This window comes from Virgibacillus sp. CM-4 (genome assembly GCF_000445495.1).
Taxonomy (GTDB): Bacteria; Bacillota; Bacilli; order Bacillales; family Amphibacillaceae; genus Virgibacillus; species Virgibacillus salexigens.
Window position 1 is genome coordinate 247223 of sequence record NZ_AUQA01000007.1, and the last position, 25805, is coordinate 273027.

Annotated in this window: 28 protein-coding genes; 13 read left to right on the top strand and 15 right to left on the bottom strand. The window is 36.7% G+C overall.

Annotated features, from left to right (window positions below; genetic code table 11):
• Positions 1 to 174: 174 nt before the first annotated feature.
• From M948_RS40040 to M948_RS40045, 3 genes are all read left to right on the top strand, one after another.
• On the top strand, positions 175 to 1710 hold the full coding sequence (locus M948_RS40040) for a fatty acid--CoA ligase family protein (RefSeq protein WP_021292235.1): 1536 nt from the start codon (positions 175 to 177) through the stop codon (positions 1708 to 1710).
• Positions 1711 to 1812: 102 nt separating this feature from the next.
• A complete protein-coding gene (locus tag M948_RS43330) occupies positions 1813 to 1968 on the top strand; it encodes a hypothetical protein (RefSeq protein ID WP_021292236.1) in 156 nt (51 codons plus the stop codon).
• A gap of 95 nt (positions 1969 to 2063) precedes the next feature.
• Positions 2064 to 2594: a competence protein ComK gene (locus M948_RS40045; protein ID WP_021292237.1), complete on the top strand. Its 531-nt coding sequence runs from the start codon at positions 2064 to 2066 to the stop codon at positions 2592 to 2594.
• Here M948_RS40045 and M948_RS40050 read toward each other — a convergent pair.
• On the bottom strand, positions 2530 to 2919 hold the full coding sequence (locus M948_RS40050) for a hypothetical protein (RefSeq protein WP_021292238.1): 390 nt from the start codon (positions 2917 to 2919) through the stop codon (positions 2530 to 2532). The two genes, M948_RS40045 and M948_RS40050, sit on opposite strands and share 65 nt — an antisense overlap.
• A 196-nt stretch (positions 2920 to 3115) precedes the next feature.
• Here M948_RS40050 and M948_RS40055 point away from each other — a divergent pair, with 196 nt between their 5' ends.
• From M948_RS40055 to addA, 4 genes are all read left to right on the top strand, one after another.
• A complete protein-coding gene (locus tag M948_RS40055) occupies positions 3116 to 3772 on the top strand; it encodes a TVP38/TMEM64 family protein (RefSeq protein ID WP_021292239.1) in 657 nt (218 codons plus the stop codon).
• 55 nt (positions 3773 to 3827) lie between these two features.
• Positions 3828 to 4382: a signal peptidase I gene (gene lepB / locus M948_RS40060; RefSeq protein WP_021292240.1), complete on the top strand. Its 555-nt coding sequence runs from the start codon at positions 3828 to 3830 to the stop codon at positions 4380 to 4382.
• 104 nt (positions 4383 to 4486) lie between these two features.
• The gene (gene addB, locus M948_RS40065; protein ID WP_021292241.1) at positions 4487 to 7984 is read left to right on the top strand and encodes a helicase-exonuclease AddAB subunit AddB; all 3498 of its coding nucleotides are present in this window, start codon (positions 4487 to 4489) and stop codon (positions 7982 to 7984) included.
• Positions 7978 to 11706 (top strand): helicase-exonuclease AddAB subunit AddA, encoded by a 3729-nt coding sequence (gene addA, locus M948_RS40070; RefSeq protein WP_021292242.1) that lies wholly within the window; start codon positions 7978 to 7980, stop codon positions 11704 to 11706. The genes addB and addA overlap by 7 nt, the downstream gene beginning before the upstream one ends.
• 164 nt (positions 11707 to 11870) lie before the next feature.
• Here addA and M948_RS40075 read toward each other — a convergent pair whose 3' ends face one another.
• From M948_RS40075 to M948_RS40100, 6 genes are all read right to left on the bottom strand, one after another.
• On the bottom strand, positions 11871 to 12089 hold the full coding sequence (locus M948_RS40075; RefSeq protein ID WP_021292243.1) for a spore germination protein: 219 nt from the start codon (positions 12087 to 12089) through the stop codon (positions 11871 to 11873).
• A gap of 70 nt (positions 12090 to 12159) precedes the next feature.
• Positions 12160 to 12528, bottom strand: a complete 369-nt coding sequence (locus M948_RS40080; protein WP_021292244.1) for a spore germination protein GerPE — start codon at positions 12526 to 12528, stop codon at positions 12160 to 12162.
• Between the two features lie 12 nt (positions 12529 to 12540).
• Positions 12541 to 12717, bottom strand: a complete 177-nt coding sequence (locus M948_RS40085; protein WP_021292245.1) for a hypothetical protein — start codon at positions 12715 to 12717, stop codon at positions 12541 to 12543.
• Positions 12718 to 12719: 2 nt separating this feature from the next.
• Entirely contained in the window at positions 12720 to 13304 is a 585-nt protein-coding gene (gene gerPC / locus M948_RS40090; protein ID WP_021292246.1) for a spore germination protein GerPC, read from the bottom strand.
• Positions 13305 to 13380: 76 nt separating this feature from the next.
• Complete coding sequence (locus M948_RS40095; RefSeq protein WP_021292247.1) at positions 13381 to 13581, bottom strand: spore germination protein GerPB; 201 nt, start codon at positions 13579 to 13581, stop codon at positions 13381 to 13383.
• A gap of 17 nt (positions 13582 to 13598) precedes the next feature.
• On the bottom strand, positions 13599 to 13811 hold the full coding sequence (locus M948_RS40100; protein ID WP_021292248.1) for a spore germination protein: 213 nt from the start codon (positions 13809 to 13811) through the stop codon (positions 13599 to 13601).
• A 118-nt stretch (positions 13812 to 13929) separates the two neighbouring features.
• Between M948_RS40100 and M948_RS40105 the strand changes: the two genes are divergently transcribed.
• Complete coding sequence (locus M948_RS40105) at positions 13930 to 15117, top strand: DUF418 domain-containing protein (protein ID WP_031335773.1); 1188 nt, start codon at positions 13930 to 13932, stop codon at positions 15115 to 15117.
• A 16-nt stretch (positions 15118 to 15133) separates the two neighbouring features.
• Here the strand turns inward: M948_RS40105 and M948_RS40110 are convergent, their stop codons facing one another.
• Positions 15134 to 16330, bottom strand: a complete 1197-nt coding sequence (locus M948_RS40110) for an ornithine--oxo-acid transaminase (RefSeq protein ID WP_021292250.1) — start codon at positions 16328 to 16330, stop codon at positions 15134 to 15136.
• Between the two features lie 157 nt (positions 16331 to 16487).
• Between M948_RS40110 and M948_RS40115 the strand changes: the two genes are divergently transcribed.
• The 3 genes from M948_RS40115 to M948_RS40125 all read left to right on the top strand — a co-directional run bounded on the left by M948_RS40115 (position 16488) and on the right by M948_RS40125 (position 19637).
• Positions 16488 to 16853 (top strand): YisL family protein, encoded by a 366-nt coding sequence (locus M948_RS40115; protein ID WP_021292251.1) that lies wholly within the window; start codon positions 16488 to 16490, stop codon positions 16851 to 16853.
• A gap of 242 nt (positions 16854 to 17095) precedes the next feature.
• Entirely contained in the window at positions 17096 to 18586 is a 1491-nt protein-coding gene (locus tag M948_RS40120) for an alpha-amylase family glycosyl hydrolase (RefSeq protein WP_031335774.1), read from the top strand.
• 208 nt (positions 18587 to 18794) lie between these two features.
• Positions 18795 to 19637: a glycerophosphodiester phosphodiesterase gene (locus M948_RS40125; RefSeq protein WP_021292253.1), complete on the top strand. Its 843-nt coding sequence runs from the start codon at positions 18795 to 18797 to the stop codon at positions 19635 to 19637.
• A 165-nt stretch (positions 19638 to 19802) separates the two neighbouring features.
• Here the strand turns inward: M948_RS40125 and M948_RS40130 are convergent, their stop codons facing one another.
• From M948_RS40130 to M948_RS40140, 3 genes are all read right to left on the bottom strand, one after another.
• Positions 19803 to 20675, bottom strand: a complete 873-nt coding sequence (locus tag M948_RS40130) for an SDR family oxidoreductase (protein ID WP_021292254.1) — start codon at positions 20673 to 20675, stop codon at positions 19803 to 19805.
• Positions 20676 to 20861: 186 nt separating this feature from the next.
• A complete protein-coding gene (gene yppF, locus M948_RS40135) occupies positions 20862 to 21086 on the bottom strand; it encodes a YppF family protein (protein WP_021292255.1) in 225 nt (74 codons plus the stop codon).
• A 516-nt stretch (positions 21087 to 21602) separates the two neighbouring features.
• The gene (locus M948_RS40140) at positions 21603 to 22466 is read right to left on the bottom strand and encodes a DegV family protein (protein ID WP_021292256.1); all 864 of its coding nucleotides are present in this window, start codon (positions 22464 to 22466) and stop codon (positions 21603 to 21605) included.
• A 137-nt stretch (positions 22467 to 22603) separates the two neighbouring features.
• Between M948_RS40140 and M948_RS40145 the strand changes: the two genes are divergently transcribed.
• Both M948_RS40145 and M948_RS40150 read left to right on the top strand, forming a co-directional pair.
• Complete coding sequence (locus tag M948_RS40145; protein WP_021292257.1) at positions 22604 to 23446, top strand: YitT family protein; 843 nt, start codon at positions 22604 to 22606, stop codon at positions 23444 to 23446.
• 22 nt (positions 23447 to 23468) lie between these two features.
• The gene (locus M948_RS40150; RefSeq protein ID WP_021292258.1) at positions 23469 to 23885 is read left to right on the top strand and encodes a hypothetical protein; all 417 of its coding nucleotides are present in this window, start codon (positions 23469 to 23471) and stop codon (positions 23883 to 23885) included.
• A 65-nt stretch (positions 23886 to 23950) separates the two neighbouring features.
• Here the strand turns inward: M948_RS40150 and M948_RS40155 are convergent, their stop codons facing one another.
• The 4 genes from M948_RS40155 to M948_RS40165 form a co-directional block, all read right to left on the bottom strand.
• Positions 23951 to 24214, bottom strand: a complete 264-nt coding sequence (locus M948_RS40155; protein WP_021292259.1) for a NifU N-terminal domain-containing protein — start codon at positions 24212 to 24214, stop codon at positions 23951 to 23953.
• A 186-nt stretch (positions 24215 to 24400) separates the two neighbouring features.
• Entirely contained in the window at positions 24401 to 24616 is a 216-nt protein-coding gene (locus M948_RS40160; RefSeq protein WP_021292260.1) for a DUF3813 family protein, read from the bottom strand.
• A gap of 1 nt (position 24617) precedes the next feature.
• A complete protein-coding gene (locus tag M948_RS43505) occupies positions 24618 to 24767 on the bottom strand; it encodes a hypothetical protein (protein ID WP_021292261.1) in 150 nt (49 codons plus the stop codon).
• Positions 24768 to 24954: 187 nt separating this feature from the next.
• A complete protein-coding gene (locus M948_RS40165) occupies positions 24955 to 25788 on the bottom strand; it encodes a Cof-type HAD-IIB family hydrolase (RefSeq protein WP_021292262.1) in 834 nt (277 codons plus the stop codon).
• Between the last annotated feature and the right edge of the window lie 17 nt (positions 25789 to 25805).

Here is a 25805-nt window from a genome sequence, read left to right on the forward strand (position 1 = left end):
ATATAATATTTTGGCAGCGCTTCCACTTGAAAAGAAGATACCAGTACTTTATACTTGAAATAGTAAAATAATTCATATGGTTTTGACGGATAGAAGATTGTTTCGTGTACATCTTCTTTTAAATCTTAAAATATGAATGATCATTCATTCATATTTTTTCAGGGAGGAATATTAGTGAATGTAAGTGATCAATTAAGTGAGACTGCTAAACAGTATCCGGAAAAGATAGCTTATGTATATCAAGGAAAAGAAACAAGCTATGCTGAGTTGGATCGTGCTATCACGCAGTTTGCTTCTGGTTTGATGTCTTTAGGTTATCAAAAAGGTGACCATGTTGCTTTGATTGTCGGAAATAGTCCTTATTATATTGTTGGATTATACGGCGCGTTACGGCTTGGGTTAGTTGTCATTCCAATCAATCCGTTATATACATCAACTGAAATGAGCTATATTATTAAAAATGGAGATGTCAAAGCCATTATTACCATGGATAATTTACTTGAGAAATTTAAGACGATCAATGACCAATTTTCAAAGGTTAACCATTACATCGTTTGTGATTCTCATTCTAATCAACAACCTGTTTCCTTTCTCCAAGAAAATTCAAAATCATTCACAGCGGTTTTAAAATTAGGATCTCCCCACTTTACCGGTCCAGTATTAGAAGAGGATTCAATGGCAATTATTCTATACACATCAGGGACGACAGGAACACCTAAGGGTGCTATGCTTTCCCACAAGAACCTATACTCCAATGCTAAAGATACAGCAGATTATTTGCAGATAAACGAACATGATCGCGTTATTGCTGCGTTGCCAATGTTTCATGTGTTCTGTTTGACCGTATCGCTTAATGCGCCGTTAATGAACGGGGGAACAGTGCTTATCTTACCTAAGTTTTCTCCAACAGAAGTATTTAAAATAAGCAAACAGAATGAAGCAACCATTTTTGCTGGTGTGCCGACAATGTATAACTATTTATTGCGAGGTGGGAAGGCGAAAGTCGATTATTTTTCAAGTATTCGCTTGTGCATCTCTGGGGGCGCTTCTATGCCCGTTTCATTATTAAAAGCGTTTGAAGAAGCATTTCATGTTAAAGTTTCCGAAGGCTATGGATTATCAGAAGCTTCTCCTGTCACTTGTTTTAATCCGCTGGATCGTCCGCGAAAGCCAGGATCAATTGGATGTAGCATTTTAAATGTTGAAAATAAAGTCGTGGATGAGCTAGGTCAAGAAGTTCCTATTGGAGAAATAGGCGAACTAATTGTGCGTGGACCAAATGTCATGTTGGGATACTATAAAATGCCAGAAGAAACAGCGGCTGCTTTAAAGGATGGTTGGCTTTATACTGGTGATATGGCTCGTATGGATGATGAAAACTATTTTTATATAGTAGATCGAAAAAAAGATATGGTTCTTGTCGGCGGGTATAATGTTTATCCACGTGAAGTAGAAGAGGTACTATATGCTCATCCGAATGTGACTGAAGTTGCGGTTATTGGTGTCCCAGATCCACAGACTGGTGAAGCGGTACATAGTTTTGTAGTCATCGATAAGCCCTCACTGACAGAAGAAGACTTAATTGAATATTGCCAAGCCCATTTAGTGAAATATAAAGTCCCTACGTCCATTGATTTCTTAGAGGAATTACCAAAAAACACAACAGGTAAGATTCTGCGTAAAAATTTAAGAGATAAAGTTCGCTATTAACTTCCCTAAAGCTTTGAGGTATTAACTACACCTTAAAGCTTTTTTGTGTATGAATAACATATTAATCCTGGGGGAGAATGAGTAGAAGAAGGAGGGATAAAAATGGGCTTTGAATCTAACCGTTCAACAAAAGAACTAGATACATTTACTTTGTTAAACCCGCAATTTGATGTATTCGAACATAAAGAAAGATTGTATAGCAGCGAAGGGGACGTCATAACGGAAAAAGAAAAAGACACTACATCATCTAATTTTTAGAAAATATAGATTTTATATTCCATTTTACCTATAAATTTGTTAAATTAGTAAATAAGCCACTTTCTTTTCTATTTTTATAGAAAGGATGAAAATTTTTGATAAATCTTTATATGCAATCTCCAGAAGTTACTCCTCTAACCGTAGCACTTGTAGCTCAACGTAATTCTAGCAATAAACCAATTACTATGGTATTGGAAGAAGAAGCAGAGTATCCTGTTAATTATTCTCCTAGTAAAATTGTTGATCATGCGTGCAAGTTTTTCGGTTCAAGTCTAAAAGGCAGGCAAGAAGGGACAAAAGACATTTGCGGCATCACCCATAAAGCTCCAATTACGATTGATCCAATTAGTGGTATGTATTTCTTCCCTACCACTTCTCCCACAAGCTCAAATTGTTCATGGATTGCCCATTCCCATATTGATCAAGTTTTAAAAGCAGATAACTATGGTACAGAAATCCTATTTAAAAATGGAAAACGTATATTGATTGATATATCATATGGATCTGCTTTAAATCAGATTCAGCGAACAGCTCAATTTCGCTACTTGTTGGACAATCGGATTAAGTTTCTACAAAAGCAAATTGGGGGTCGGACTGCAGAGTTTTTCGCATCAATTCCCGAATAATAAGCTGTACTTTTTTGCGAATAGCAGGATTAAAATAATTTCGTTTTTCTTCACGCCCTCGGCAAAGGAACAGATAAGAAGAAAAGGAATCATTTTTTTCTAAGGTAACTACTTTTAATTGCATGGTTTGCATTGTTTTGCGCAAGCTTCTTCGTTCATTTAATGCTTCTGTTTCCATTTTCTTTAACAGTTCCATATATGGCTCTTTTATTTTAAATCCTCCGTTTTGGATATGCTGGATATCTTGTTGTATCACGACCATGGCCATCGATAGAAATAGAAAACGTGAGGCAATGGTAAATTCCTCTTCATTTAGATAGCGCATGATAATTCCCTCCTTAAACAGAACATTTGTTCTTTATCTAGTATATGCTAAATCATATAAAATATTCAATAGACAAGGCTTAAAAATGAAAAGAAAGTGGCAAAATAGTGATATTACTATGCATATCTATTGGATTACATTAAAATATACATATATCTAATATCTTGATCTTTTACATATTGAGGAGATTTACTGCATGTTTTTATTAGACGTTCAACTATCAGATTGGAAAACGATGATTGAAAATGACACTTTTGATGAATATATCATGCAATTACTAAATAACTATGAGAATCTAGGACCGCTTCCAGGGATATTGTTACCGTTTGTGGAAGCATTTCTGCCATTTCTCCCACTGGTTGTATTTGTATTTGCGAATGCGGCTGCTTATGGACTAATGGAGGGATTTTTATTATCTTGGTTAGGAGCTGGACTTGGAGCTATCCTTGTTTTTCTAGTTATTCGTAAGCTTGGTAATAGGAAAGTGTTTAGAGCGGTTCGGGAAAATAAACAAGTGAAGAGAGTAACTAGCTGGTTAGAGAGACATGGTTTTGGACCCTTATTTTTGCTTATGTGCTTTCCATTTTCTCCATCGGCAGTGATTAATGTTGTTGCTGGTTTATCAAAGGTAAGCACGCAACAGTTTATATTGGCTGTGATCATGGGGAAATCAGTAATGATTTTTTCAATTGCTTATGTAGGTTCAAGTATTATGGAGTTCGCCAAAAATCCAGTTAAGACGATTGTAGTTGGTGGATGTATTGTCTTATTTTGGATGATTGGTAAATATATTGAAAAACGGTTGCAAAAAAAGGCGCTGTTAAAGGATAAAATGGGCTCTGAGAACGATTAAGACGGGATAAACCAGGGTAAGATGTTAAGAGAACTTACTCTGGAGGAAGATGAACATGAAGAAAATAAAATATCGGAAAGTGGTTCCAGTTATTTTACTTGGAGTCATTCTTGCAATTGTATTCCGTACAGCTATATTTGCAAGCTATGTGGTAGATGGAGAATCGATGGAACCGACATTAAATGATGGTAATTTGCTAATGGTTAATAAAGTAGTATATGATTTAGCAGATGTTGATCGTTTTGATGTCATTGTGTTTCATGCGAATAAACAAGAAGACTATGTTAAGCGAGTTATTGGAATACCAGGTGATGAAATAGAATATAGAGACGATAAATTATATATCAATGGGAAATATGTAGAGGAAGAATTTCTAAATGATTATGCAAAAGCGACAACTGGAGAAAAACCATATACAGAGAATTTCAATTTAAAAGAGGTTACTGGTAAAAAAACCGTGCCGAATGGAAAGCTATTCGTAATGGGCGATAATCGCGGAGATAGTTTAGATAGCAGGTCTTTTGGTTTTATCTCACAGACACAGCTCGTTGGCAAAGTAGATGTGAAGTATTGGCCGCTTTCACAAGCAAGTTTAAGCCTTGGCAAATAGTTATGTAGAAGCTCTTATCTTTGATAAAATAAAAGATAAGAGCTTCTTTATGCAGTAAATATATCTTATTAATAATTGTTTAATAACTGAATGGAGGAAACAGAATGGGACTCCGTTTTATTACAGGACGAGCAGGAACGGGGAAGAGTGGTCGTTCCTTAGACGAAATAAAAGCAAAACTACTGGAGGATCCACAAGGTCCACCAATTTTTTATATTGTACCAGATCAGATGACATTTCAACAGGAGTATACCCTGTTTAATAATAGTGAGATTACCGGAAGTATTCGCGCACAAGTTGCAAGTTTCTCTCGATTAGCTTGGAGAGTACTGCAGGAAACAGGTGGGGGAACGAAACAATTTATTAGTACCATCGGAATCCAAATGATGCTTCGTAAGATAATTGAAGAAAAGCAGGGAGATTGGCGTGTATTTCAAAAAGCGATGGAGAAACAAGGATTTCTCCAGCAGCTGGAAACGATGATAACTGAGTTTAAACGTTATACAATCACCCCTGAGACGTTGCATATGCAAATTGAAGAAATTGAGCACTATGTACATAAAGAACCTGGGGAAGTAGGTCTGGTAAATAAGCTAGAAGATTTAGTCTATATATATGAAAAGCTATTATTTGCCTTGCAAGGGAAATATATAGATGGAGAAGATCAACTGCAATTATTAGCAGATAAAATCCCAGCGTCTTCTTTATTAAGTGAAGCCGAAATTTACTTCGATGGTTTTCACCGTTTTACACCAACAGAAATGATGGTAGTAGAAGCGCTTATGAAAAAATGTAAAACGGTCACGGTAGCTTTAACAGTGGAAAAGCCAGAAGAATACGAGGCTTCTGAATTAGATTTATTTTATCAAACAACCGAGACATATTTTATGCTGAAACAGACAGCAGAAGTAAATCAAGTGAATATTGAAGCGAATATTGAATTAGATCCGGAAAATGGGAGGTTTCGAGATCGCCCTCATTTTGCTCATTTAGAACGGAATTTTGATATTCGCCCTGTACCGGAATATCGCGGAGAGGTTCCTTTACAAATTGCTGAAGCTGTTCACCCTCGTGCGGAGGTCGAAGGAGCTGCACAGGAAATTACTCGGCTTGTTCGTGATGAAGGCTATAGATATCAGGATATCGCAGTTTTTATTCGACAAACGGATACGTACCATGATTTGATTACAACCATTTTTAGTGATTACGAAATTCCGGTATTTATTGATGAAAAGCGTACCATGTTGAACCATGCATTAATTGAATTTATCCGATCAGTGCTAGATATAGTGGAAGGCAATTGGCGTTATGATGCTGTTTTTCGTGTGTTAAAAACAGGTTTTATTCCCATTCAAAATAACGAATATCCATTAACTGCAGATGCCATTGATGAGCTAGAGAATTATGTCTTAGAATATGGTATTCGCTCACGAGAGCGCTGGCTTAGTGATGAAGAGTGGGTGTTTCAGCGATTTCGCGGTTTTGAACAATCAGCACAAACCGATGCAGAGAAAACAGCACAAATAAGAATAAATCAATATCGTAAACAAGTTGTACAGGCATTAGGATCATTTGATAACAGGATTAGACAAGCGAATACGATTCAAGAAAAATGTGAAGTTATTTACTTATTATTAGAAGAGTTACAAGTTCCGGCCCGTTTGGAACAAATGCGTGCAGATTTCGATGAAAATAATGAGCTAGAAAAAGGGAGAGAACAGGAGCAAGTTTGGGAAGCTGTAATCCAATTGTTTGATGAAATGGTTGAAATGGCTGGAGATGAAACAATATCCCTAACAACATTCCGAAAAACATTGGATGCCGGGTTTGAAACATTAACATTTGCGCATGTACCTCCTAGTATTGATCATGTGATTGTTGGTTCTATCGACCGTTCACGTATAAGTGGAATTGCTTGCGCATTTCTTCTCGGAGTTAACGAAGGAGTATGGCCAATGAAACCTGCTTCAGACGGACTCATTAATGAACATGAAAGAGAAATATTGGCAGGTCACGGTCTGCAATTAGCAGAAAGTAGTAGACGACAGCTTCTAGACGATTGGTTCTACATGTATATTGCCTTTACAGTGCCAAGAGATAGATTATGGATTAGCTATGCTCTTAGTGATGAAGAAGGCAAAACAAAAATGCCATCTCAGTTAATCAAACGAATGGAAGACTTATTCCCAAGTTGCAGTAATCATCTATTTTTGCAAGATCCAGATGAATTATTGGATGCAGGTCGGTTTATTACAACGCCTACGAAAACGAGGGCAGCCTTAACTGCTCAATTAGCAAGGCATCGCAAAGGCTATCCAGTTAAATCCATTTGGTGGTATGTTCTGAATTGGTATATTGAGCATGATCCGAAGTATCATACAACTTATCAAGTATTACAAAGCTTATATTACAAAAATTTACCTATCAATCTATCAGAAGAAACGGTTGAAGAGCTTTATCCTAAACAGGTGAGAGCAAGTGTTTCTCGTCTGGAAACCTATTACCGCTGTTCTTATCAGCATTTTGCTAAATATAGTTTAGGACTGGAAGAGCGCAGAACATATAAATTAGATGCTCCAGATATTGGACAATTATTCCATGAGGCATTAAAAACAATTACGGAATGGATTCAATCAGACGGAAAAGATTATGCACAATTAAACCAGACGGATGCGAATAACTATGCATCTAAAGCAGTGAAATCCTTAGCGCCGGTTTTACAACATCAAATATTACACAGTTCAAACCGATATAAATACATTCAACAAAAATTGGAAGAAGTAATTGCACGTGCTGCCTTTGTACTTAGCGAGCAAGCCAGGCAAAGTAATTTCTCACCAGTTGGCTTGGAACTGGGATTTGGACAAAACCAAAAACTACCGCCATTAACAATTCCATTAGACAATGGGTTCGAATTAATGCTGCGTGGACGGATAGATCGAGTTGATCGTGCCTTAAAAGACGACTCCTTGTTCCTTCGAATTATTGATTATAAATCAAGTGCAAAAGGACTGAATCTAATCGAAGTTTATTATGGATTAGCATTACAGATGCTTACGTATTTAGATGTAGTGTTAACTCATTCTGAAAACTGGTTAGGTGTAAAGGCCACACCAGCTGGAGTCTTATATTTCCACGTGCACAACCCAATGATAGCTGGAAAAGAAAAAATGGATGATGTCACGATTCAAGAAGAATTGTTTAAAAAGTATAAGATGCAGGGATTGTTATTATCTGATGAAGAGATTGTCAGATGGATGGATACAGCATTAGATTCTGGATCAAGCCAAATTGTACCTGCTGGTGTGAAGAAAAAAGGAGGATTCTATAGTTATTCAAAAATTGCAGATGAGCAAACCTTTGCAAGTTTACAAAGCCATATGCATCAGCTGATGGCAGGAGCAGGAATGGATATTACTAACGGAGGAGTCCATTTAAATCCATATCAATATAAACAGCACGTAGCTTGCACATATTGTCCGTTTCATTCCGTTTGCCAATTTGATCCAGATTTGATAACGAATGATTATCGAAAGTTAACGGATATGAAAGAAGAAGAGATATTACAGTATTTACGAGAAGAGGAGGGGAACGGATGGTAAATTGGACAAAGGAGCAAGAGGAAGCAATTTATACTAGTGGAAGTGATGTGCTCGTAGCGGCAGCAGCGGGATCCGGAAAAACGGCAGTCTTGGTAGAGCGGATTATTCAAAAGTTATTAGATAAAGATCATCCAGTAGATATTGATTCCTTACTTGTTGTTACCTTTACGAACGCTGCTGCACAGGAAATGCGAAATCGAGTTGGTACAGCTTTAGAAAAAGCTTTGGCAAATGATCCTTCTTCCCTTCATTTGAAAAAGCAATTATCTTTATTGCAGCGTGCTTCGATTTCAACCTTACATTCATTCTGTTTAGATGTAGTAAAACAATATGCTTATCTATTAGATATCGATCCAGCTTTTCGAATTGCAAATGATATGGAAGCTGATTTAATTAAGCAGGAAGTAATGGATGAATTATTTGAGAATTGGTATGGTTCGCAAGGAGAAGAGCAGGAATTATTCTTCCAAGTCGTTGATCGCTTCTCTAGTGACCGAAGTGATGCAGAAGTAGAGGATTTAATTCTTTCCCTTTATTCATTTGCTGTACAGAATCCATGGCCTGATCAATGGCTTGACCAATTAGCTGAAGCGTATTATATACCGGAAGACTATCAACAAGAGGATTTATTTTGGTTAGACATTTTAAAGCGGGAAGTTCAACATAAGTTTGAAGCGATTCAACAAGAAATGGCAATGGCGTGGAACATTGCAAAGGAAAATGATGGCCCTTATCAATATGTGGAAACCGTTGAAAATGATATGCATTTATTACAGCAGGCATTGGATGCGGTTCATGACTGGAATCAATTACATGAGATGATGAATAGTCTCGCTTTTGGAAAGCTTCCTAGTAAAAAGTCTGATGTCAATGAAGATAAAAAAAAGCAGGTTCAAAAGCTACGAAACAATTATAAAAAACGCTGGAATGATATGAAACAAGAATGGTTTAGCCGAGATTTAACTAGCCATGTAGAAGATATGCAGGAAATGACACCGGTTATTAAAAAATTAGTTGAGCTGGTTAAGGAATTCAAACAGCACTTTATTGACGAGAAACGTGAGCGAGCCATGGTCGACTTTACGGATTTGGAACATTACTGTCTTCAACTATTAATTGATGAAACAAATGGTTTTGATTTCAAGTCGCCTGTACCGTCAAAAGTTGCTAAAGGCTTCCAGCAGCAGTTCTCTGAGTTATTGATCGATGAATATCAGGATACCAACCTAGTTCAAGAGACAATTCTCCAATTGATCAGTGACCAGGTTGGTTCGGGGAATCGGTTCATGGTAGGGGATGTAAAACAAAGTATATATCGATTTCGTCATGCAGAACCAACGTTATTTATAGGAAAATACAAAAGGTTTCAACAGATGAATCATCCTGGGAAACGAATTGATTTAGCTCGTAATTTTCGTAGCAGAGCACCCGTTTTAACTGGTACTAATTATATATTTAGACAAATCTTAGATGAAACACTGGGTGAAATTAGTTATGACGAAAATGCGGAGCTGATTTATGGGAATAAGATGTATGATGAATTACCCTATTCTGAACCAAATCCAGAATTATTGATTATTGATCGAGATAGTGAAGAACAAGAGACGCCAGAGGAAGAGGACTTTCGAGATTTAGAAAAAGCAGAATTGGAAGCTAGGGCATATGCAGATAAGATTAAAAAGTGGATTGGACAGAAAGGAGATGCGCCATTACAAGTTGTCGATAAGGAAACACAAATACAGCGAGATATGCAATATCGCGATGTTGTCATTTTATTACGCTCGATGACATGGGCACCTGCAATTAGTGATGAATTAAAGAAACAAGGAATTCCTGTTTATGCCGAGTTAACTTCAGGTTACTTCGAAGCAATTGAAGTAAAAGTCATGATAAGTCTATTGAAAGTCGTGGATAACCCAAGACAAGATATTCCGCTGGCCTCTGTACTGCGATCCCCAATTGTAGGGTTAAATGAGGAGGAATTAGCTGCTATTCGACTTGCTGGTAAAAATTTTGCTTTTTATGATGCGTTAAAGGAATACGTTAAACAACATATAAATACAACGGCTGAAAAAATACAACGGTTTATAGATAAACGAGAAACGTATCGAATCTCCTCTAGACAAGGGGCGTTGTCGGAACTGATTTGGCAAATTTATAGAGAGACTGGGTACTATGATTTTGTTGGAGGGATGCCAGGCGGGAGGCAGCGTCAAGCTAATTTACGAGCACTTTATGATCGAGCAAGAACGTATGAAACAACTTCATTCCGTGGGTTATTCCGCTTCCTTCGGTTTATTGAACGAATGGAAGAAAGAGGAGATGATCTTGGGGCAGCACGTGCCTTAAGTGAGCAGGAGGATGTCGTACGAATTATGACGATTCATAAAAGTAAGGGCCTAGAATTTCCAGTCGTCCTGTTAGGGGGAATGGACAAACAATTTAATCTCATGGATCTCAATCAGAAGTATTTACTACACAAAGATTACGGATTTGCTAGTAAATATATTGATCCAGTTAAACGAATTACCTATCCGACGCTTTTCTATCATGCCTTAAAAAGGGAAAAATTACGTGAGCAGTTAGCTGAGGAAATGCGTGTCCTGTATGTTGCTTTAACTCGTGCTAAGGAAAAGCTGGTTATGGTCGGGAATGTTGCTTCATTCACAAAAAAAATTGACAAATGGGAAAAAATTCGTGACCATCAAGAATGGGTTCTTCCCGCTTATTTTCGAATGGAGTCCAAAACATATCTTGACTGGGTTGGCCCTGCATTGCTTCGTCATCGTGAAAATCAGTTGCTTCGAACAGATGAATTCCAGGAAATAATTAGTTCTGCAGTACAACATGATTCTTCACATTGGGATGTAACGCTTATTCATGGAAGCGAATTGGTAAATACCGATCAGTTACAAGAACATGAAGATGAACAATTATTCAACCATATCTCTACATGGCAGCCAATGGAGGGACTAAAAGACAACGAACTTAGTAAGCTAGTGAATCACCGTCTGCGTTTTATATATCCTTATAAGGAAGCAGCTATATCCAGAGCAAAACAGACAGTTACCGAAATAAAACGGCAACAGGAATTAAAAGATGAATATAGTGCTGAACAGCTCGTAACACCTTTTCAAAAGCCGATCGTTAAACGACCAGCTTTCATGCAGCGAGAAAAAACAATCACATCTGCGGAAAAAGGAACGATTATCCATACTGCTATGCAACATTTGCCTATGAATCGCCGATTGACTCTAATTGAAATCGAAGAAGAATTAGAAAAAATGGTAGAGAAAGAGATTCTAAGCAAAGAAGAAGTAGAACGTATTGATCTCCAAACAATTGAACAATTTTATGATACAGAGTTAGCCGAATATATGAGGGAAGTACCAAACTTGTATCGTGAGGTTCCATTCAGTTTAGCACTGCCAGCCAGTGAAGTTTATCCGTCATGGCAGAGCAATCAAGAAGAGAATGTGTTAATTCAAGGGGTTATTGATGGGATTATACCGAAAGATGAGGGTTGGATAATCATTGATTATAAGACGGATGCTATCGAAGAAGCTTGGACTGAAGAAACAAAACAAAAAATGCTTGACCGGTATTATACACAGATGAAATTATACCGATATGCAATTGAAGTAATTTGGAAGCAGCCTGTCAAGGCGACATATCTATACTTTTTCGCTAAAAATGCGCTTGTAGAAGTTCCAAATGAGTGATACTTGGATAAAAGTGCGATGCAAGAACGATGTTAACAAGTCAAATGATTAGACTACTACCTCATGGTGGAAGTAAACCGAAACAAATAGTAATTTTGAATGCGTTGTTTATAGGAAAGGGACGAAGACCACAATCCATTACGATTGTGGTCTTGCCTTTTGTCTTATGCGTTTGCTGTAATATTTTGATCATAGCCATCAGGGTCGAATGGATTTGTTGAGCTAATTCCATTATTTGTACAGATAAAGTCACCAGTATTTAATGAACCTGATCCAGCATTTGTTTTTGCTGTATCCTTCGGAGATAAATAAAAGGAGTCTCCGAAGTTAACGACCCCTCCCCCTACACTAACAATCTTTATCGGTCCGACAATCGCGGGCATTTTACCACCTTCTAACAAAAGTATTTCATACATTAGCTTATGTTTAAAGTAAGCTAATGGTGTGTAGATCCTAATCTCTTAATTCCCTAAAATGTTTAATTCTTGCGTCTGCGTTAATATGACTGACACTCCCTATTTGCATTAAGGAAGAGGAGCTTATACCTATTGTACGTACATGGTTTACTTGAATGCTATCATCATGGTGAAAGGTAGTTTTATTTACTTTCTTTGAAGAAGGGATCCAATTGGCTTGCTGTGTAAATAAAGCATAATTGTTAAAGTACTTTTCATCTTCTCTGGTAAATCTTACACCTTCTTTTTGTACAGCGATTCCTCTTGATTCCAAGTTTGCATCGACGGTATCTCCAATCGCTACAATCCCACTAAAGGAAACAGAATTCGTATAGATATCACATACATCTGCTGTTCGTTTATTCATACGTTTTACTCCTTACGTAGGTCCCAAAGGTACAATATTGCTGATTGTAAATGCTTCTGGGGGGGTATCAAAGAAGGATGACAAGCTAATCTCGTCGTTATCCCCAATTAAGAAAACAGATGATGCAGAAACATTATCAATGGATACATTTTCAACATTTAAACCCCAATTATGAACTTCCATGTTCATACTTATTCTCCTTTTTGATTACTAGATTGCATGTAACTTGCTAGTGATTGATTAATTTCGCTCTTTATCTTATTTGTTATATAGGCATGAAGTTCTTCTCTTGATTGTATTTTTCTGTGCTTTGTTGCTTCATTTTCATGATAGGCAATCCGTCCGGGTAGTTGTTTTTCGATATCCTTAATGAGAATAGAAGGATAACCATCATCCAAGGTTACATTATGATCTGAAGCGAGTTGACGAATAATAGTTGGTCCTGAATCATTTAAATAACTGCTTAATTCTGATTGTAAGGTTTGTTTTAGAGGTGGTTGATAATTAGGCGGCGTACCTGGTTGGTTAGGGAATCCATTTTCTTCTAGATTTACTAAATCCTGCGGCGACAAACCAATATGAAGTGTTCCATCTAAATGTTCGATTTTTAATTGATCAAAATGGTATTCCACTTTTTCAATCTTATTCGAATTAGTATGTTGTAGGCTCTCTTCAAGTTGATTTACTCGTGACATCAATGTTTGGATAATGGTTTCCTGTTGCTTCATATACTCATGTATATCGTTAAGATAATTAGACCAATTAGTTGAATTCATGAAAATAAACCCCCTCCCATGGATGGTAGACGAATGCCTATGTTTAATTTATGCACTTCTACCCAAAATGTGCGTGTTAAGGGGCTAGTGGGACAAGCGGAGTTGTATCACCAATTGCTTCAGCTTCTTCTACAGGCTCTGCATATCCACCTGTGTTATAAATATCTGATTGGGATTGAAGGCTTCCAGTACTTCCTATTTGTAATACAGATGAATTGGTGATTGCTCCAACTTTAATCATATATATACTAATGGATTGATGGACAGTTAAATTCATGTTTTTCCCTCCAATAGCTAGTTCACTGGCTGGTCGACTTTGTCTGGATCATACACATATGTTTTAGAATTTCCAAGGTGGACGCGAATTCCGTCTCCTGTGTTAAATGATCCACCACCAGCATAAGTTTTTGCAGAGCTATCTGGGGACATCGAATAGACATCCCCAATATTAAAAATACTGGAGGAAGATAAGTTAATTACTTTCACTGCACCGACTTTTGCGGGCATATAGATTCCCCCTTTATGTTAGTTTATGTATATAAGGTTTTTTGTTGAAACGTTTGGCAGGAATAATGCAATTTTTCTAGAATAAAGGGTAGAAAAAATACAGAAAGGAATTAAGGAAATGACTACAATGACACCAGTTAATGAGAAAGACCGACTTCGTTGGATCGATGCTGCTCGTGGATTTGCCTTATTTGGAATTCTTGTTGTAAATATCGGCGCATTTAGTGCTCCATTTTTTATTTACGGAGGAGAAGGGATCGTTTGGAATTCTAGCATCGATCGTTTGGCACAAGCGGTAATTGATATATTTTTTCAAGCTAGCTTTTACACCTTATTTTCTTTTTTATTTGGTTTTGGATTACAATTAATGAAGGATCGTTTAACATCCCGACGTGTATCCGTATATCCAATTTTAATTAGAAGGATGCTTATATTAACAGGAATTGGATTGGTTCATGCTTTTTTGATTTGGCATGGTGATATCTTACTAACTTATGGCATAATAGGATTAATATCTTTACTATTTTTAAACCAAAGGGATAAGACCATACGGCGGTTTGGAATTAGTTTACTTGTAATTATTGTCGGCCTTTTCACAGTCATGTTATATAGTTCCCGTCAGTTTTTAGATACGTATGATCAAATGTTAATAAGTCAAGCCTTTGAAAATTATCAAAGCTCATCTATGGCAGCCATCCTATCGCAAAACTACCAGGATTGGATGTATGCAAATGGAGGCATAGGCCTCATTCTTTCTATTTCAACTATCTTGCCGTTATTCTTATTTGGGATGTATGTAGCTAGAAAACGTTGGCTGCATCAACCAACACAGCATCGTTCGATATTATTTAAACTATGGTTTTATTCATCCATTTTATTTTTGATACTTAAATTGGGACCATACTTTTACGGGAATCCTGCTTGGTTCTCCATGATTCAAGATAATATCGGTGGAACCTTTTCGGCATTATTTTATATTACATCGGTTACCTTAATAGCTCAAACATCCGTAGGTGAATGGTGTATGAGACCTTTTGTTTATGTAGGGAGAATGGCACTATCCAATTATATTTCACAATCCGTTATTTGTTTTTTATTGTTTTATGGGATAGGAATTGGATTATATGGAAAAGTGTCACCTATTTTAGGGATTGTAATGGCTATAGTTATTTATAGCTTACAGGTAGTCTATAGCAAATGGTGGTTTACACACTATCAATTTGGTCCACTAGAATGGGTATGGCGAAGTCTTACGTATAAAAAGAAACAGACTTTTAGAAGACGAAATAAAAGCAGCTTGAAATAGTCAAGCTGCTTTACGTCTATGCGCTTAGTACTTCACGAATTTGGTCGATTGCCCAATCTAAATCTTCTTTATCAATGATTAGTGGTGGCGCAAAGCGAATCACATTTTCATGGGTTTCTTTACAAAGAAGTCCTTTTTCCTTTAATGCCTCACAATAAGGGCGAGCAGCCTCATGCAATTCTACTCCAATAAATAATCCTTTGCCACGTACCTCTTTAATTAATGGATTGGAAATTGCGTTTAATTCATCCATCATATAGTTTCCTAGTTCTAGTGAACGGTCGGCTAAATTTTCTTCTTCTAACACTTCTAAAGCAGCAATTGATACAGCGCACGCTAGTGGATTTCCGCCAAATGTTGAACCGTGTGAGCCGGGGTTAAATACACCAAGTATATCTTTATTAGCAACTACACAGGATATTGGAAATACGCCGCCACCTAATGCCTTTCCAAGTATTTGGACATCTGGGGTAACATGTTCCCAGTCACATGCGAACATTTTTCCAGTTCGAGCAAGTCCTGCTTGAATCTCATCAGCAATATATAATACATTATTTTCTTTACATACTTCGTAAGCTTCCTTCAAAAATCCCTCTGGTGGAATAATGATGCCAGCTTCTCCTTGAATTGGTTCAAAAAGAAAGCCTGCCGTATTTTCGGTAATAGCGCCCTTTAACGCCTCAATATCTCCATAAGGAATTGTCTTAATGCCTGGAAGCATTGGACCAAAGCCGCGCTTATATTCTGCCTCTGATGATAAAGATACTGCAGTCATCGTACGACCATGGAAATTACCTTCACAAGCGATAATTTCTGCTTTGTTTTCATCTACACCTTTTACATCATATGCCCAGCGTCTTGCTGCCTTAATTGCAGTTTCCACTGCTTCAGCCCCTGTATTCATAGGTAGGACCATGTCTTTATTCGTTAATTTACAAATCTTTTCAAACCAAGGGCCAAGTTGATCGTTATGGAAGGCACGTGAAGTTAATGTTAACTTATCAGCTTGTTTCTTTAGTGCTTCTATAATTTTAGGATGACGATGTCCTTGATTTACTGCAGAATAGGCACTGAGCATGTCCATAAATCGGTTTCCTTCTGGATCTTCTACCCAAACACCTTCCGCTTTTGAAATGACAACGGGAAGGGGATGATAGTTTTTTGCACCGTATTCCTGTGTCTGATCAATAATTTCTTGACTAGTCTGTACCATATGATCCCTCCGAATTTTAAAAATAATCTACAAAAACAGTATAACAGTTTTTATTCAGAAATTGATACAGAAATTTGTCACGATTTTTTCGAATGATTTATGAGATGTAACATGGTATGATAGCTGTAGTCACTGATATTGGACAGGAGGTAAAGAAATGAATACACATATGCATATCACTGCATGGGCTCTTGGATTTATTTTATTTACAATTGCATACGTCATGTACAAACAAGGAAAGATGAAACCTGGAAAAATTACGCACATGATTCTCCGATTAGATTACTTATTTATTCTGTATACGGGTGGAAGCCTAATCACTCCTTATTTCAACGGGAGTCCGCTTATGCCTGAGGCAATCGTTAAAGGATTAGCTGGAATTTGGATGATTGCCATAATGGAAATGCTGCTCGTTAGATTGCCAAAACAAAAACCATTAAAGGGGTTATGGGTGCAGTTTGTTATCGCAATTATTATTCTGCTAGCATTAGGTTTCTTTAGATTACCAATGGGGCTTAATTAAATGAACAAGAAGTGTAAGGTTGTCCGTAACAAGGGCAATCTTTTTTTCTATAGAACGAGGTATGACCGATTGCATTGCTACGATTTCTTATGATAGCAATTAATGAATAGCTATCATTGGAAGGAAGTGAAGGGCCTCAAAATTATGAATGATTTCTAACAAAGCTTTATTCCATGTTGACTAATTAGATGAAAGATTGATAATAGTACAAGAGGTATTATGGAATGATGGAGGAAGTAAATATGAAAAGAACAATTGGTATACTATTTATTGCTGTATTTGTGCTCTTCGTTCATTCACCAAGTTATGCTCAAGCTCAAACTAGTGAAATAGAAGAAGAAATCTTATATAGTATCATCATTGATCGGTATAATAACCTGAATCATGATCGTGACAAACAAGTTCAATTAGATGATCCAAACGCTTATCATGGTGGAGATTTGGAAGGGATTACAGCGAAACTCGATTCTTTTGAGGAACTTGACTATACAACGTTGGTTCTTTCCCCGCTAATGAATAATGCGTCTGGAGGATATCATGGGTATTGGATTGAAGATTTTTATAGTGTGGAAGAGCAATTCGGAAATATGGAAGATTTACATACCCTAATTGAAGAAGCGCATAAACGGGATATAAAAGTAATTATGGAATTCGTAACAAATTATGTTGCAGAAAGTCACCCGATTATAGAAGATAGTGACAAAACAGATTGGGTCGACGAAGATAATCAAATAAATACAGCTTGGGGAGAAAAGGCAGTCAGATTAAATCAACGTAATGCTGCTGTTCAACAATACTTAATCGATGTAGCCAATTATTGGATGAGTGAAACAGATATTGATGGCTTTAAATTACATGCAGCTGATCAGTCATCTCAGGAATTTATTACGAACTTAACGCGGGCAATTAAAGCTAAAAATGAGGATTTTTATTTACTTGCAGATGTGCTACATCAACATGCTGATACGACGTCATTACAGGAAAATAATCATATCGATGCAGTTGATAATTACTCCTTGCAAGAGAAGATGGCGAAAGTTTTTTCTAAAGCAGGAACCCCTGTATCGGATTTAAACCAATCGTTGGGGACTGGGAATGCTTCTCAGATGATATTTATCGATGACAAGACAACAGAACGCTTTACCCAAGCCTTAGCCGAAAATGGGAGGAATGCACTGACTACGTGGAAGCTTGCATTAACCTATATGTATACATTGCCAGGCGTACCTGAAATATATCAAGGAACCGAACTACCTATGTATGGAACAGGTTTAGAAGAAGTCCAGCAACTTGTTCAATTTAATAGTGGAAATCCTGACTTAACAGAGTTTCATAATCGTATATCCTCTCTGCGCATCCAGTTTCCAGTACTGACGCATGGTGATTACCAAATGGTAGCTTCGAAGGGAGCCATGACGGTATTTAAACGTAGTTATGAAGGGGAATCCATGTATATTGCAATTAACAATGATGAGGAATCTCAATCTGTTTCTATATCTGATTTGCCATCGGGTGTAGAATTACGAGGATATTTAGGTGACAACACAGTTAGGGAAGACGAAGATGGAATATATAAACTTGGTTTGGCACGAGAAACTGCTGAAGTATATACTGTCGAAGAAGATAACGGTTTGAATTGGCTGTTTATCGGATTTGTTGTTGGGATATTTATTCTATTTATTATCGGAGTAATTGTACTTAGTGCCAAACAGAAACATCGAAAAACAAAATAATCGATAATCGATAAAAAATACTTGTGAAGAGATACCGCAAGTATTTTTTATTTTATCGCTCTTTTTATCGTGCCAATGGTAATGATGAAAATTTTCCTATTACTATCGATGTGTTTTTCCTTACAATCTCTTAATCTCGCCTTTAGTTCGAATTAATAATGTTTCCATACAATAGAATTAAATACATTGCAAAGGAGAGGGAGATTGAATGAAACGCATGTTTTTAATTTTTGTTATGGTATTGGTAATGATGGCGATGTACACCGTATCTACGTCTGCAGCTAGTAATTCAATGGGGAAGAGACATCATGTAGAAAACATCGCACATCGAGGAGCATCAGGGCATGCTCCAGAAAACACGATGGCTGCTTTTCATAAGGCTTTTTGGATGAAGGCAGACTACATCGAGGTAGATGTCCAAATGTCAAAAGACGGGGAATTAGTAATTATTCATGATACTACTTTAGATCGTACAACAGATGGATCTGGACTAGTTAGTGAGCATACGTTAGAAGAAATGAAGCAGTTAGATGCTGGAAGTTGGTTTAGTAATGAATATGCTGGAGAAAAAATTCCTACATTGGAAGAAGTGTTGGATGAATTTCGTGGGAAGATTGGAATTCTTATTGAATTGAAGTCACCTGAGCTTTATCCAGGTATTGAGGAAAAAGTAGCAGAAGCACTGAAAGATAGAAATATGGATAAACCTAGAAATAATAAAATTATTATTCAATCGTTTAACCATGACTCGGTAATCAAAACAAAATCACTTTTACCGAGGGTTCCTTTAGGTGTATTAGCAGGGATGAGTTGGCAGGATGTAACAGATGAAGAGATAGAGGAGTTTGCTACATATGCGGATTATTTTAATCCAAATCAAAACATTTTAAACCCTGAGTTAGTTGAGCGAATTCATGATAAGAAACTAAAAATCTGGCCTTACACAGTAAGGGAACAGGAACAAGCTGACCGATTATTGAAGCTTGGGGTTGATGGGATAATTACAGACTTTCCAGAATATGTTTATCATCACCCACGTCCACGGAGATAACCATAAAAAGCTGCTGTCACGAAAGTCACGACAGCAGCTTTTTTTATTGTCTAGGAATTTATATTGTAGAGTAAAGAATGAAATAATTAATCAATTACAAAGTTTTATTAGAAAAAACTCCTAGGATTGGAAGCAAACATGTAAATTACAAAATTAAACGTATCATCAACCATTTATTATGGTTCCACCATTTACGTGAATCATTTGCCCCGTTACATAACTAGAGTCAGCACAAGCTAAATAGACATAAGCGGGAGCTAGTTCTTCTGGCTGTCCTGGACGCTTCATAGGTGTATCTCCCCCGAAATTGTCGACCTTGTCCTCTGTGAATGTAGAAGGAATAAGTGGTGTCCAAATTGGACCTGGCGCGACACCATTGACACGTATACCTTTGTCCGCAAGCTGTTCCGCTAATGAACGCGTGAATGAAGTAATCGCCCCTTTGGTTGCTGAATAATCAATTAAATCTTTATTTCCTTTATATGCGGTTATAGAAGATGTATTAATAATCGAATTGCCTTTTTTAAAGTTAGGGAGAACAGCTTTTGTAAGATAAAACATACTGAAAATATTGGTGCGGAATGTCTTTTCCAATTGAGTGCTTGTTATGTCTAAGAAGTTTGCCTGTGGGTGTTGTTCTGCAGCATTATTAACTAAAATATCAATTTTGCTGAATTTTTCTAAGGCCTCCGTGACAGCAGCTTCACAGAATGATTGATTCCCAACGTCGCCATCCATTAGAAGACACTTTTGCCCTTCTTGTTCTACGAGACGTTTGGTTGCTTGTGCATCTTCATGCTCATTTAGATAAATAATTGCGACATCTGCACCTTCCCGTGCAAAATGAACACTAACAGCTCGTCCTATTCCGCTATCTCCTCCTGTTATTAGCGCTACTTTGCCATGTAATTTATTACTTCCATTGTAATTCGGACGTATATATGTTGGTTCTGGCACCATTTTAGATTCTATCCCAGGTTGTTTAGTTTGGTGTTGGGCAGGGGGGGTTAACTTCCCATTTTCTTTGTCCATCTTCATTTTTCTCTTCCTCCTCAACAAGAAATGTTTGGTTTTATATTCCCCTAATGATGGAATTCAATCCTTTATAATTTAGATGGAAAGGAATAAAATTGACTGAACAGCAAGCAGACCTGTACTCACTTAGAAACAAAAAAAGAGCTTGTAGAAAATCAATCTCTACAAACTGATAAGCACTAGAATATGTTAGTGAAAAGAGGTAGGAAATATCTGTTTTGGTGACTCATACGAAAATTCGTGGGCAGATATTGCTCCTTGAATTTTTAAAAATGAATAAATTTCCCGATATTTCACAATATCGATTTCACCCGTTATATACTTTTTTTGGTAATGATCTAGAATATCATTCATCGAATTGGGTAGTTGATTTTTTTCATGATGATACATTTGAATGAGCTGATCGATGTACATGTCATCCTCTCCTCATAATAAGTGTACAACCTACTAATATCAGTTTATGAGTTATTGTTAGAATTCATGTTAGAAAAAGTAAAACCAATAATTTCTATATCCATTTTCTATTTGCTTGGTTGGTTTTGAATGAAAACAGGCTTATGTTCAGTCCATCGGTTTGTACGAGTGGCTCTTACCCAGACTTATTTTCAATCCATTTTGTTGGAGGTATCAGCAATGAAAATGGAAGTACAACTGGAGTATAGGGCAGAATATTAAAAGTCCTTTTTCAATTTGCTTTACTTGATTTACGTATTGGTTTGGAACGATGGCCTATACTAATAAGGGATCGACCTTGTATGTATTTTGTTGGGGATAAATTTCTCTTTAGAAAATTGATGGATAATTCGAGGTTTATTTCGGTATAAACACGTATTTTTATAGAATCCTTCCAATTTTCATTTGCGTAGTCAGTTAGACGAAAAGGAAAGAAGTAGGTTACAATATCATAATAAAAAAGCTTAACCCAAATGGTTAAGCTTCGTATTGCTTATTAATAAAGAAAAGAGCGATTGTTCCAGGGCCGGAATGTGATCCAATCGCTGAACCTACCATTTCAATGACGACTTCATTTACATTCAATCGTTCCTTAATCATGGAGGCTAACTGTTCTGCTCGCTTGAGATCATCTCCATGGGAAATTCCAATGGTATGATTGGAAAAATCACCACCGCGTTCTTCCATGATTTCAAGCATACGATTAAACAATTTTTTTGAGCCCCGTATTTTTTCTAAGGGGATTAGTTTTCCATCTTCTACATGAAGAATTGGTTTGATTTTTAATAAGGATCCAACAAACGCTGCGGTACGACTGACACGTCCACCGCGATATAAGTATTCCAAATCATCAACAGTAAAGATGTGTTCCATCTTCGACGCATAGTTATGACTCGATGCAATGATTTCTTTGGGATCATCGCTTTGCTTAGCAAGTTCAGCAGCGTGTAAAACAACAAGACCATAACCTAGGGATGCACATTTTGTATCAACTACATAAATGGGGGCATCCGGATAACTTTCTTTTACTTCCTGTTCCATCATTTTAGCTGTTTGATATGTACCTGATAATTCGGATGAAAAAGCAAGATAAATAAGTGTTTGATTCGTTTCAGCGTATGATGTGAAAATAGATTTAAACGTTTGAGGGGAAACCTGTGAAGTTTTAGGGCTTTTCCCTTCACGCATTGCATGATAAACTGTTTTAGGGCTAATGGATTTTCCATCTTCATAGTCCTCGTTATCTAAATGAACAGTCAAAGATACCATTTCTATATCGTATTTGTTGTAATAATCTTTGGATAAATCACATGCGGAATCCGCAAGTATTTTAATCGCCATAAATTTCACCTGCATTTCATAAACTAGTCTTGTTTTTAGTTTAAAGCGATTTGTTAAGATAGTCAAAGTATATTGATGTAAAATTTCTAAAAATGGAAAAATAATTGATGATTGTCACAATCGAAGGAGGGACACCTTTGTTTATATTTGAAGCTAAACGGATAATTGTTGTAATTTTTGGTGCACTATTAAATGCATTATCTTTGAACTTTTTCTTAGAAGGAGCAAATGTTTATGCTAGTGGCTTTACTGGAGCTGCACAGTTAATTTCCAGTGTATTTAATGACTTTCTAGGCATTGGAGTCAGTACAGGTATTTTGCTAGCATTACTTAATATTCCAGTCGCTATCTTAGGTTGGTTTAAAGTCGGAAGAGGATTTACTGTTTACAGTATTATTTCGGTGCTCTTTACTACTATATTTCTAGAACTTACTCCAATGTTAGTCATTTCGGAAGATATTATATTAAATGCGGTGTTTGGTGGTGTTATTGCAGGTACAGGTGTCGGGCTTACATTAAAAGTCGGCGCATCTACTGGTGGGATGGATATTGTTGCCATGGTGCTGTCGAGAATGAAGGATAAACCAATTGGAACGTATTTCTTAATGCTAAACGCTGTTATTATTGCTATGGCTGGCGTTCTTTATCAACCGGAAAATGCGCTTTATACTCTATTAACATTATATGTAACGACAAGAGTAATTGATGCACTTCATACTCGACATGAGAAAGTGACAGCAATGATTATTACACATAAAGCAGATGAATTACAGGCTGAAATTCATAAAACAATGGTTCGGGGAATCACGATACTTCCAGCTAAGGGAGCTTACACAAAAACAGACAAGCATATGATGTATTTAGTTGTTACCAGATATGAATTATATGATTTGGAACGAATTATTAATGAAGTTGATCCAAATGCGTTTACAAATATCGTCCAAACTACAGGGATTTTTGGCTTTTTCCGTAGAGATTAAATGAAAGATAAAGGGGATTACAATGAAATATTTTGGTTTCGTAATAATATTGGCATGTATTATGGTGGCATGCAGTAACCAAGAATCAGAAAAGTCGACGCAGACGGAAAATCAACAAGATGAAACAATACAACATACAACGGCAGTTAGCTTACGTAATGTGGATGTAAAAGTGGAAAACGGCAATGCTGTCATTAATGGTGAAGTTCAAGCGAGCAATACGAATGTTTACTATATACTTGAATATAACAATCAAACAACGATAGAGGAGCAAGAAGTTGAGCTAGAGAATATGGATGAAAAATGGCAAGACTTCTCCATTAAAATGAAGCTTCCAGAGGATTCGACTTCGAGAGACGAGCCTCCTATTATTACATTTTATGGTAAGAATGATCAAGGAGAAAAAGTGAACGCGAACTATATTCCTGTGGATATGTGAAAATAAGCGATGTAAACAAAAAGGTCATGCATTTAAATTGCTGACCTTTTTGTTTACATTATCTATTAATAACCATGTTTTTCTAAAACTTCAGTTACCTTAGGGGTCACATCATCCCATTCAGCATCGAATTGTTTGTTAACCGTAATGAAATTCTGATATCCAAATACATTATCGACACCTTCTAAGTGCATAAGATCGTTAAGAATTTCATGATCACTCGTTTGTCCTGGCATTACAGATACACTATTTGTTCCTTCAAAAATCAATTTGTCTGTAGTGAATTTCAGTGCATTTGGGTTTGGGGTGGCTTCTACTCGAATTCCCATTCGTCATCCCTCCTAGATCATACTTATCATCTATATTAGCAGAAATAGCAGGCATACAAAAGCATTTTGTCGAATAATCGTATTTAAAATAATTATGTAATAACCACTCCTAGCACATGAGGCTAGAAGTAGTTATTTGTTTCACATAGTTCTTTATAGAAATTACGTTGACAAAATTAGCAGAGGTTACTGTAATTGATTATGCTGCTTTAATTGATTTTCCAATTGCTGCAATTGCTGTTTTTCTTGAGCAGTTGCTTCATTATATGCAGCTTGAATCGCATTTTGGGCAGCTTGCTTATCTTGTGCATTCGCTGTATTTCCTTGCTGATTCATAAAATTGGATACAGCATTTTTAGCTTGTTGGAATAAATTGTTGTTATTATTTGTGTTATTTTGCAACCTAAAAACCTCCTACTGTATGGGTATCTGTTTCTGCACGCTTTCGTTCTGCTTCGGAGAATCGATCACGGTACGGAAAACGTTCATCATGTTTTTTTACTGAATCTGCACTTTGTTGACTAAAACGCTTCGATTTACTTCCTTTTCCCACGATACTTCCCCCTCAATTCGAAAGAATCATGCTGCATTATCGAAAGTTTAATTAGCGTATTGGTCGGACTATGGCCATAATCCTTTGATTCATGCTCTTAATAAGAAGTTAAAAAAGCGAACGCATTTTGCGTTCACTTCTAGTATGGCAGCAATCGTTGAATTCTATAGTAGGAAAATTTTGCGAATCAAACGGATTTTGCTTCAAGGTTTAAGTAAGATTCTAAAAATTTTCCGATTCCATCAGCTTCATTTGTGTCTGTTATGTGATTACTTACTGCTTTAAGCTCGTCAATTGCATTGCTCATGGCTACACCCACTCCAGCATAATCAATCATTTCTAAATCATTATCCTCATCACCAAAAGCAATAATACGCTCTTTCGGAATATGATAATAATGTGCAATTTTTTGCAATCCAACTGCTTTGTTCATACCTTTACGGACGATTTCAATAATATTCCAAGGAGCTCCCCATTTCCGATGTTCAATTAAGTCGGCGTGGTAATCATCAAGATGATCACGTAATGTTAAAATATGATCTTCCTTTGGGTGTATTAGCAGAGAAGTAGGATCCTCTGTTAATTTGTTCTTGAGACTTCCAATAGTAAATGGAGGATCGTTTTCTGTCATATGAAAGATATCAATTATGGCTTGGTCGAACTGATCGAGATAAACCTCATCCATGACTTCTGCTAATACATTATGAACATTCAGTTCATAGCAAGCGTCAATAATTTTATGTGCTGTTCGAATGGACATGGGGCTATGTAATGCATCCCATCTTGAATCGGCTGGATGGTGAATTAATGCTCCATTAAAATTAACCATTGGCGTTGTTAATCGAAGCCGATGATAGTATTCAATGCTTGCTCGATGTGGTCTTCCTGTTGCGATAACAACAATATGACCTGCTTCTATCGCTGTTTCAACAAGTTTCTTCGTATGTGGACTGATGACTTTTTTATCCGTGAGAAGAGTTCCATCTAAATCTAAAGCAATTAAATGTCTGTTTGTTTGCATAATTATTTCACCTCATC

Excerpts from the sequence above, each read along its gene's own strand:
- M948_RS43330 (WP_021292236.1), top strand. The coding sequence starts at position 1,813 with ATGGGCTTTGAATCTAACCGTTCAACAAAAGAACTAGATACATTTACT.
- M948_RS40050 (WP_021292238.1), bottom strand. The coding sequence starts at position 2,919 with ATGCGCTATCTAAATGAAGAGGAATTTACCATTGCCTCACGTTTTCTA.
- M948_RS40055 (WP_021292239.1), top strand. The coding sequence starts at position 3,116 with ATGTTTTTATTAGACGTTCAACTATCAGATTGGAAAACGATGATTGAA.
- lepB (WP_021292240.1), top strand. The coding sequence starts at position 3,828 with ATGAAGAAAATAAAATATCGGAAAGTGGTTCCAGTTATTTTACTTGGA.
- addB (WP_021292241.1), top strand. The coding sequence starts at position 4,487 with ATGGGACTCCGTTTTATTACAGGACGAGCAGGAACGGGGAAGAGTGGT.
- addA (WP_021292242.1), top strand. The coding sequence starts at position 7,978 with ATGGTAAATTGGACAAAGGAGCAAGAGGAAGCAATTTATACTAGTGGA.
- M948_RS40075 (WP_021292243.1), bottom strand. The coding sequence starts at position 12,089 with ATGCCCGCGATTGTCGGACCGATAAAGATTGTTAGTGTAGGGGGAGGG.
- M948_RS40080 (WP_021292244.1), bottom strand. The coding sequence starts at position 12,528 with ATGAATAAACGAACAGCAGATGTATGTGATATCTATACGAATTCTGTT.
- M948_RS40085 (WP_021292245.1), bottom strand. The coding sequence starts at position 12,717 with ATGAACATGGAAGTTCATAATTGGGGTTTAAATGTTGAAAATGTATCC.
- gerPC (WP_021292246.1), bottom strand. The coding sequence starts at position 13,304 with ATGAATTCAACTAATTGGTCTAATTATCTTAACGATATACATGAGTAT.
- M948_RS40095 (WP_021292247.1), bottom strand. The coding sequence starts at position 13,581 with ATGAATTTAACTGTCCATCAATCCATTAGTATATATATGATTAAAGTT.
- M948_RS40100 (WP_021292248.1), bottom strand. The coding sequence starts at position 13,811 with ATGCCCGCAAAAGTCGGTGCAGTGAAAGTAATTAACTTATCTTCCTCC.
- M948_RS40105 (WP_031335773.1), top strand. The coding sequence starts at position 13,930 with ATGACTACAATGACACCAGTTAATGAGAAAGACCGACTTCGTTGGATC.
- M948_RS40110 (WP_021292250.1), bottom strand. The coding sequence starts at position 16,330 with ATGGTACAGACTAGTCAAGAAATTATTGATCAGACACAGGAATACGGT.
- M948_RS40115 (WP_021292251.1), top strand. The coding sequence starts at position 16,488 with ATGAATACACATATGCATATCACTGCATGGGCTCTTGGATTTATTTTA.
- M948_RS40120 (WP_031335774.1), top strand. The coding sequence starts at position 17,096 with ATGAAAAGAACAATTGGTATACTATTTATTGCTGTATTTGTGCTCTTC.
- M948_RS40125 (WP_021292253.1), top strand. The coding sequence starts at position 18,795 with ATGAAACGCATGTTTTTAATTTTTGTTATGGTATTGGTAATGATGGCG.
- M948_RS40130 (WP_021292254.1), bottom strand. The coding sequence starts at position 20,675 with ATGAAGATGGACAAAGAAAATGGGAAGTTAACCCCCCCTGCCCAACAC.
- yppF (WP_021292255.1), bottom strand. The coding sequence starts at position 21,086 with ATGTACATCGATCAGCTCATTCAAATGTATCATCATGAAAAAAATCAA.
- M948_RS40140 (WP_021292256.1), bottom strand. The coding sequence starts at position 22,466 with ATGGCGATTAAAATACTTGCGGATTCCGCATGTGATTTATCCAAAGAT.
- M948_RS40150 (WP_021292258.1), top strand. The coding sequence starts at position 23,469 with ATGAAATATTTTGGTTTCGTAATAATATTGGCATGTATTATGGTGGCA.
- M948_RS40155 (WP_021292259.1), bottom strand. The coding sequence starts at position 24,214 with ATGGGAATTCGAGTAGAAGCCACCCCAAACCCAAATGCACTGAAATTC.
- M948_RS40165 (WP_021292262.1), bottom strand. The coding sequence starts at position 25,788 with ATGCAAACAAACAGACATTTAATTGCTTTAGATTTAGATGGAACTCTT.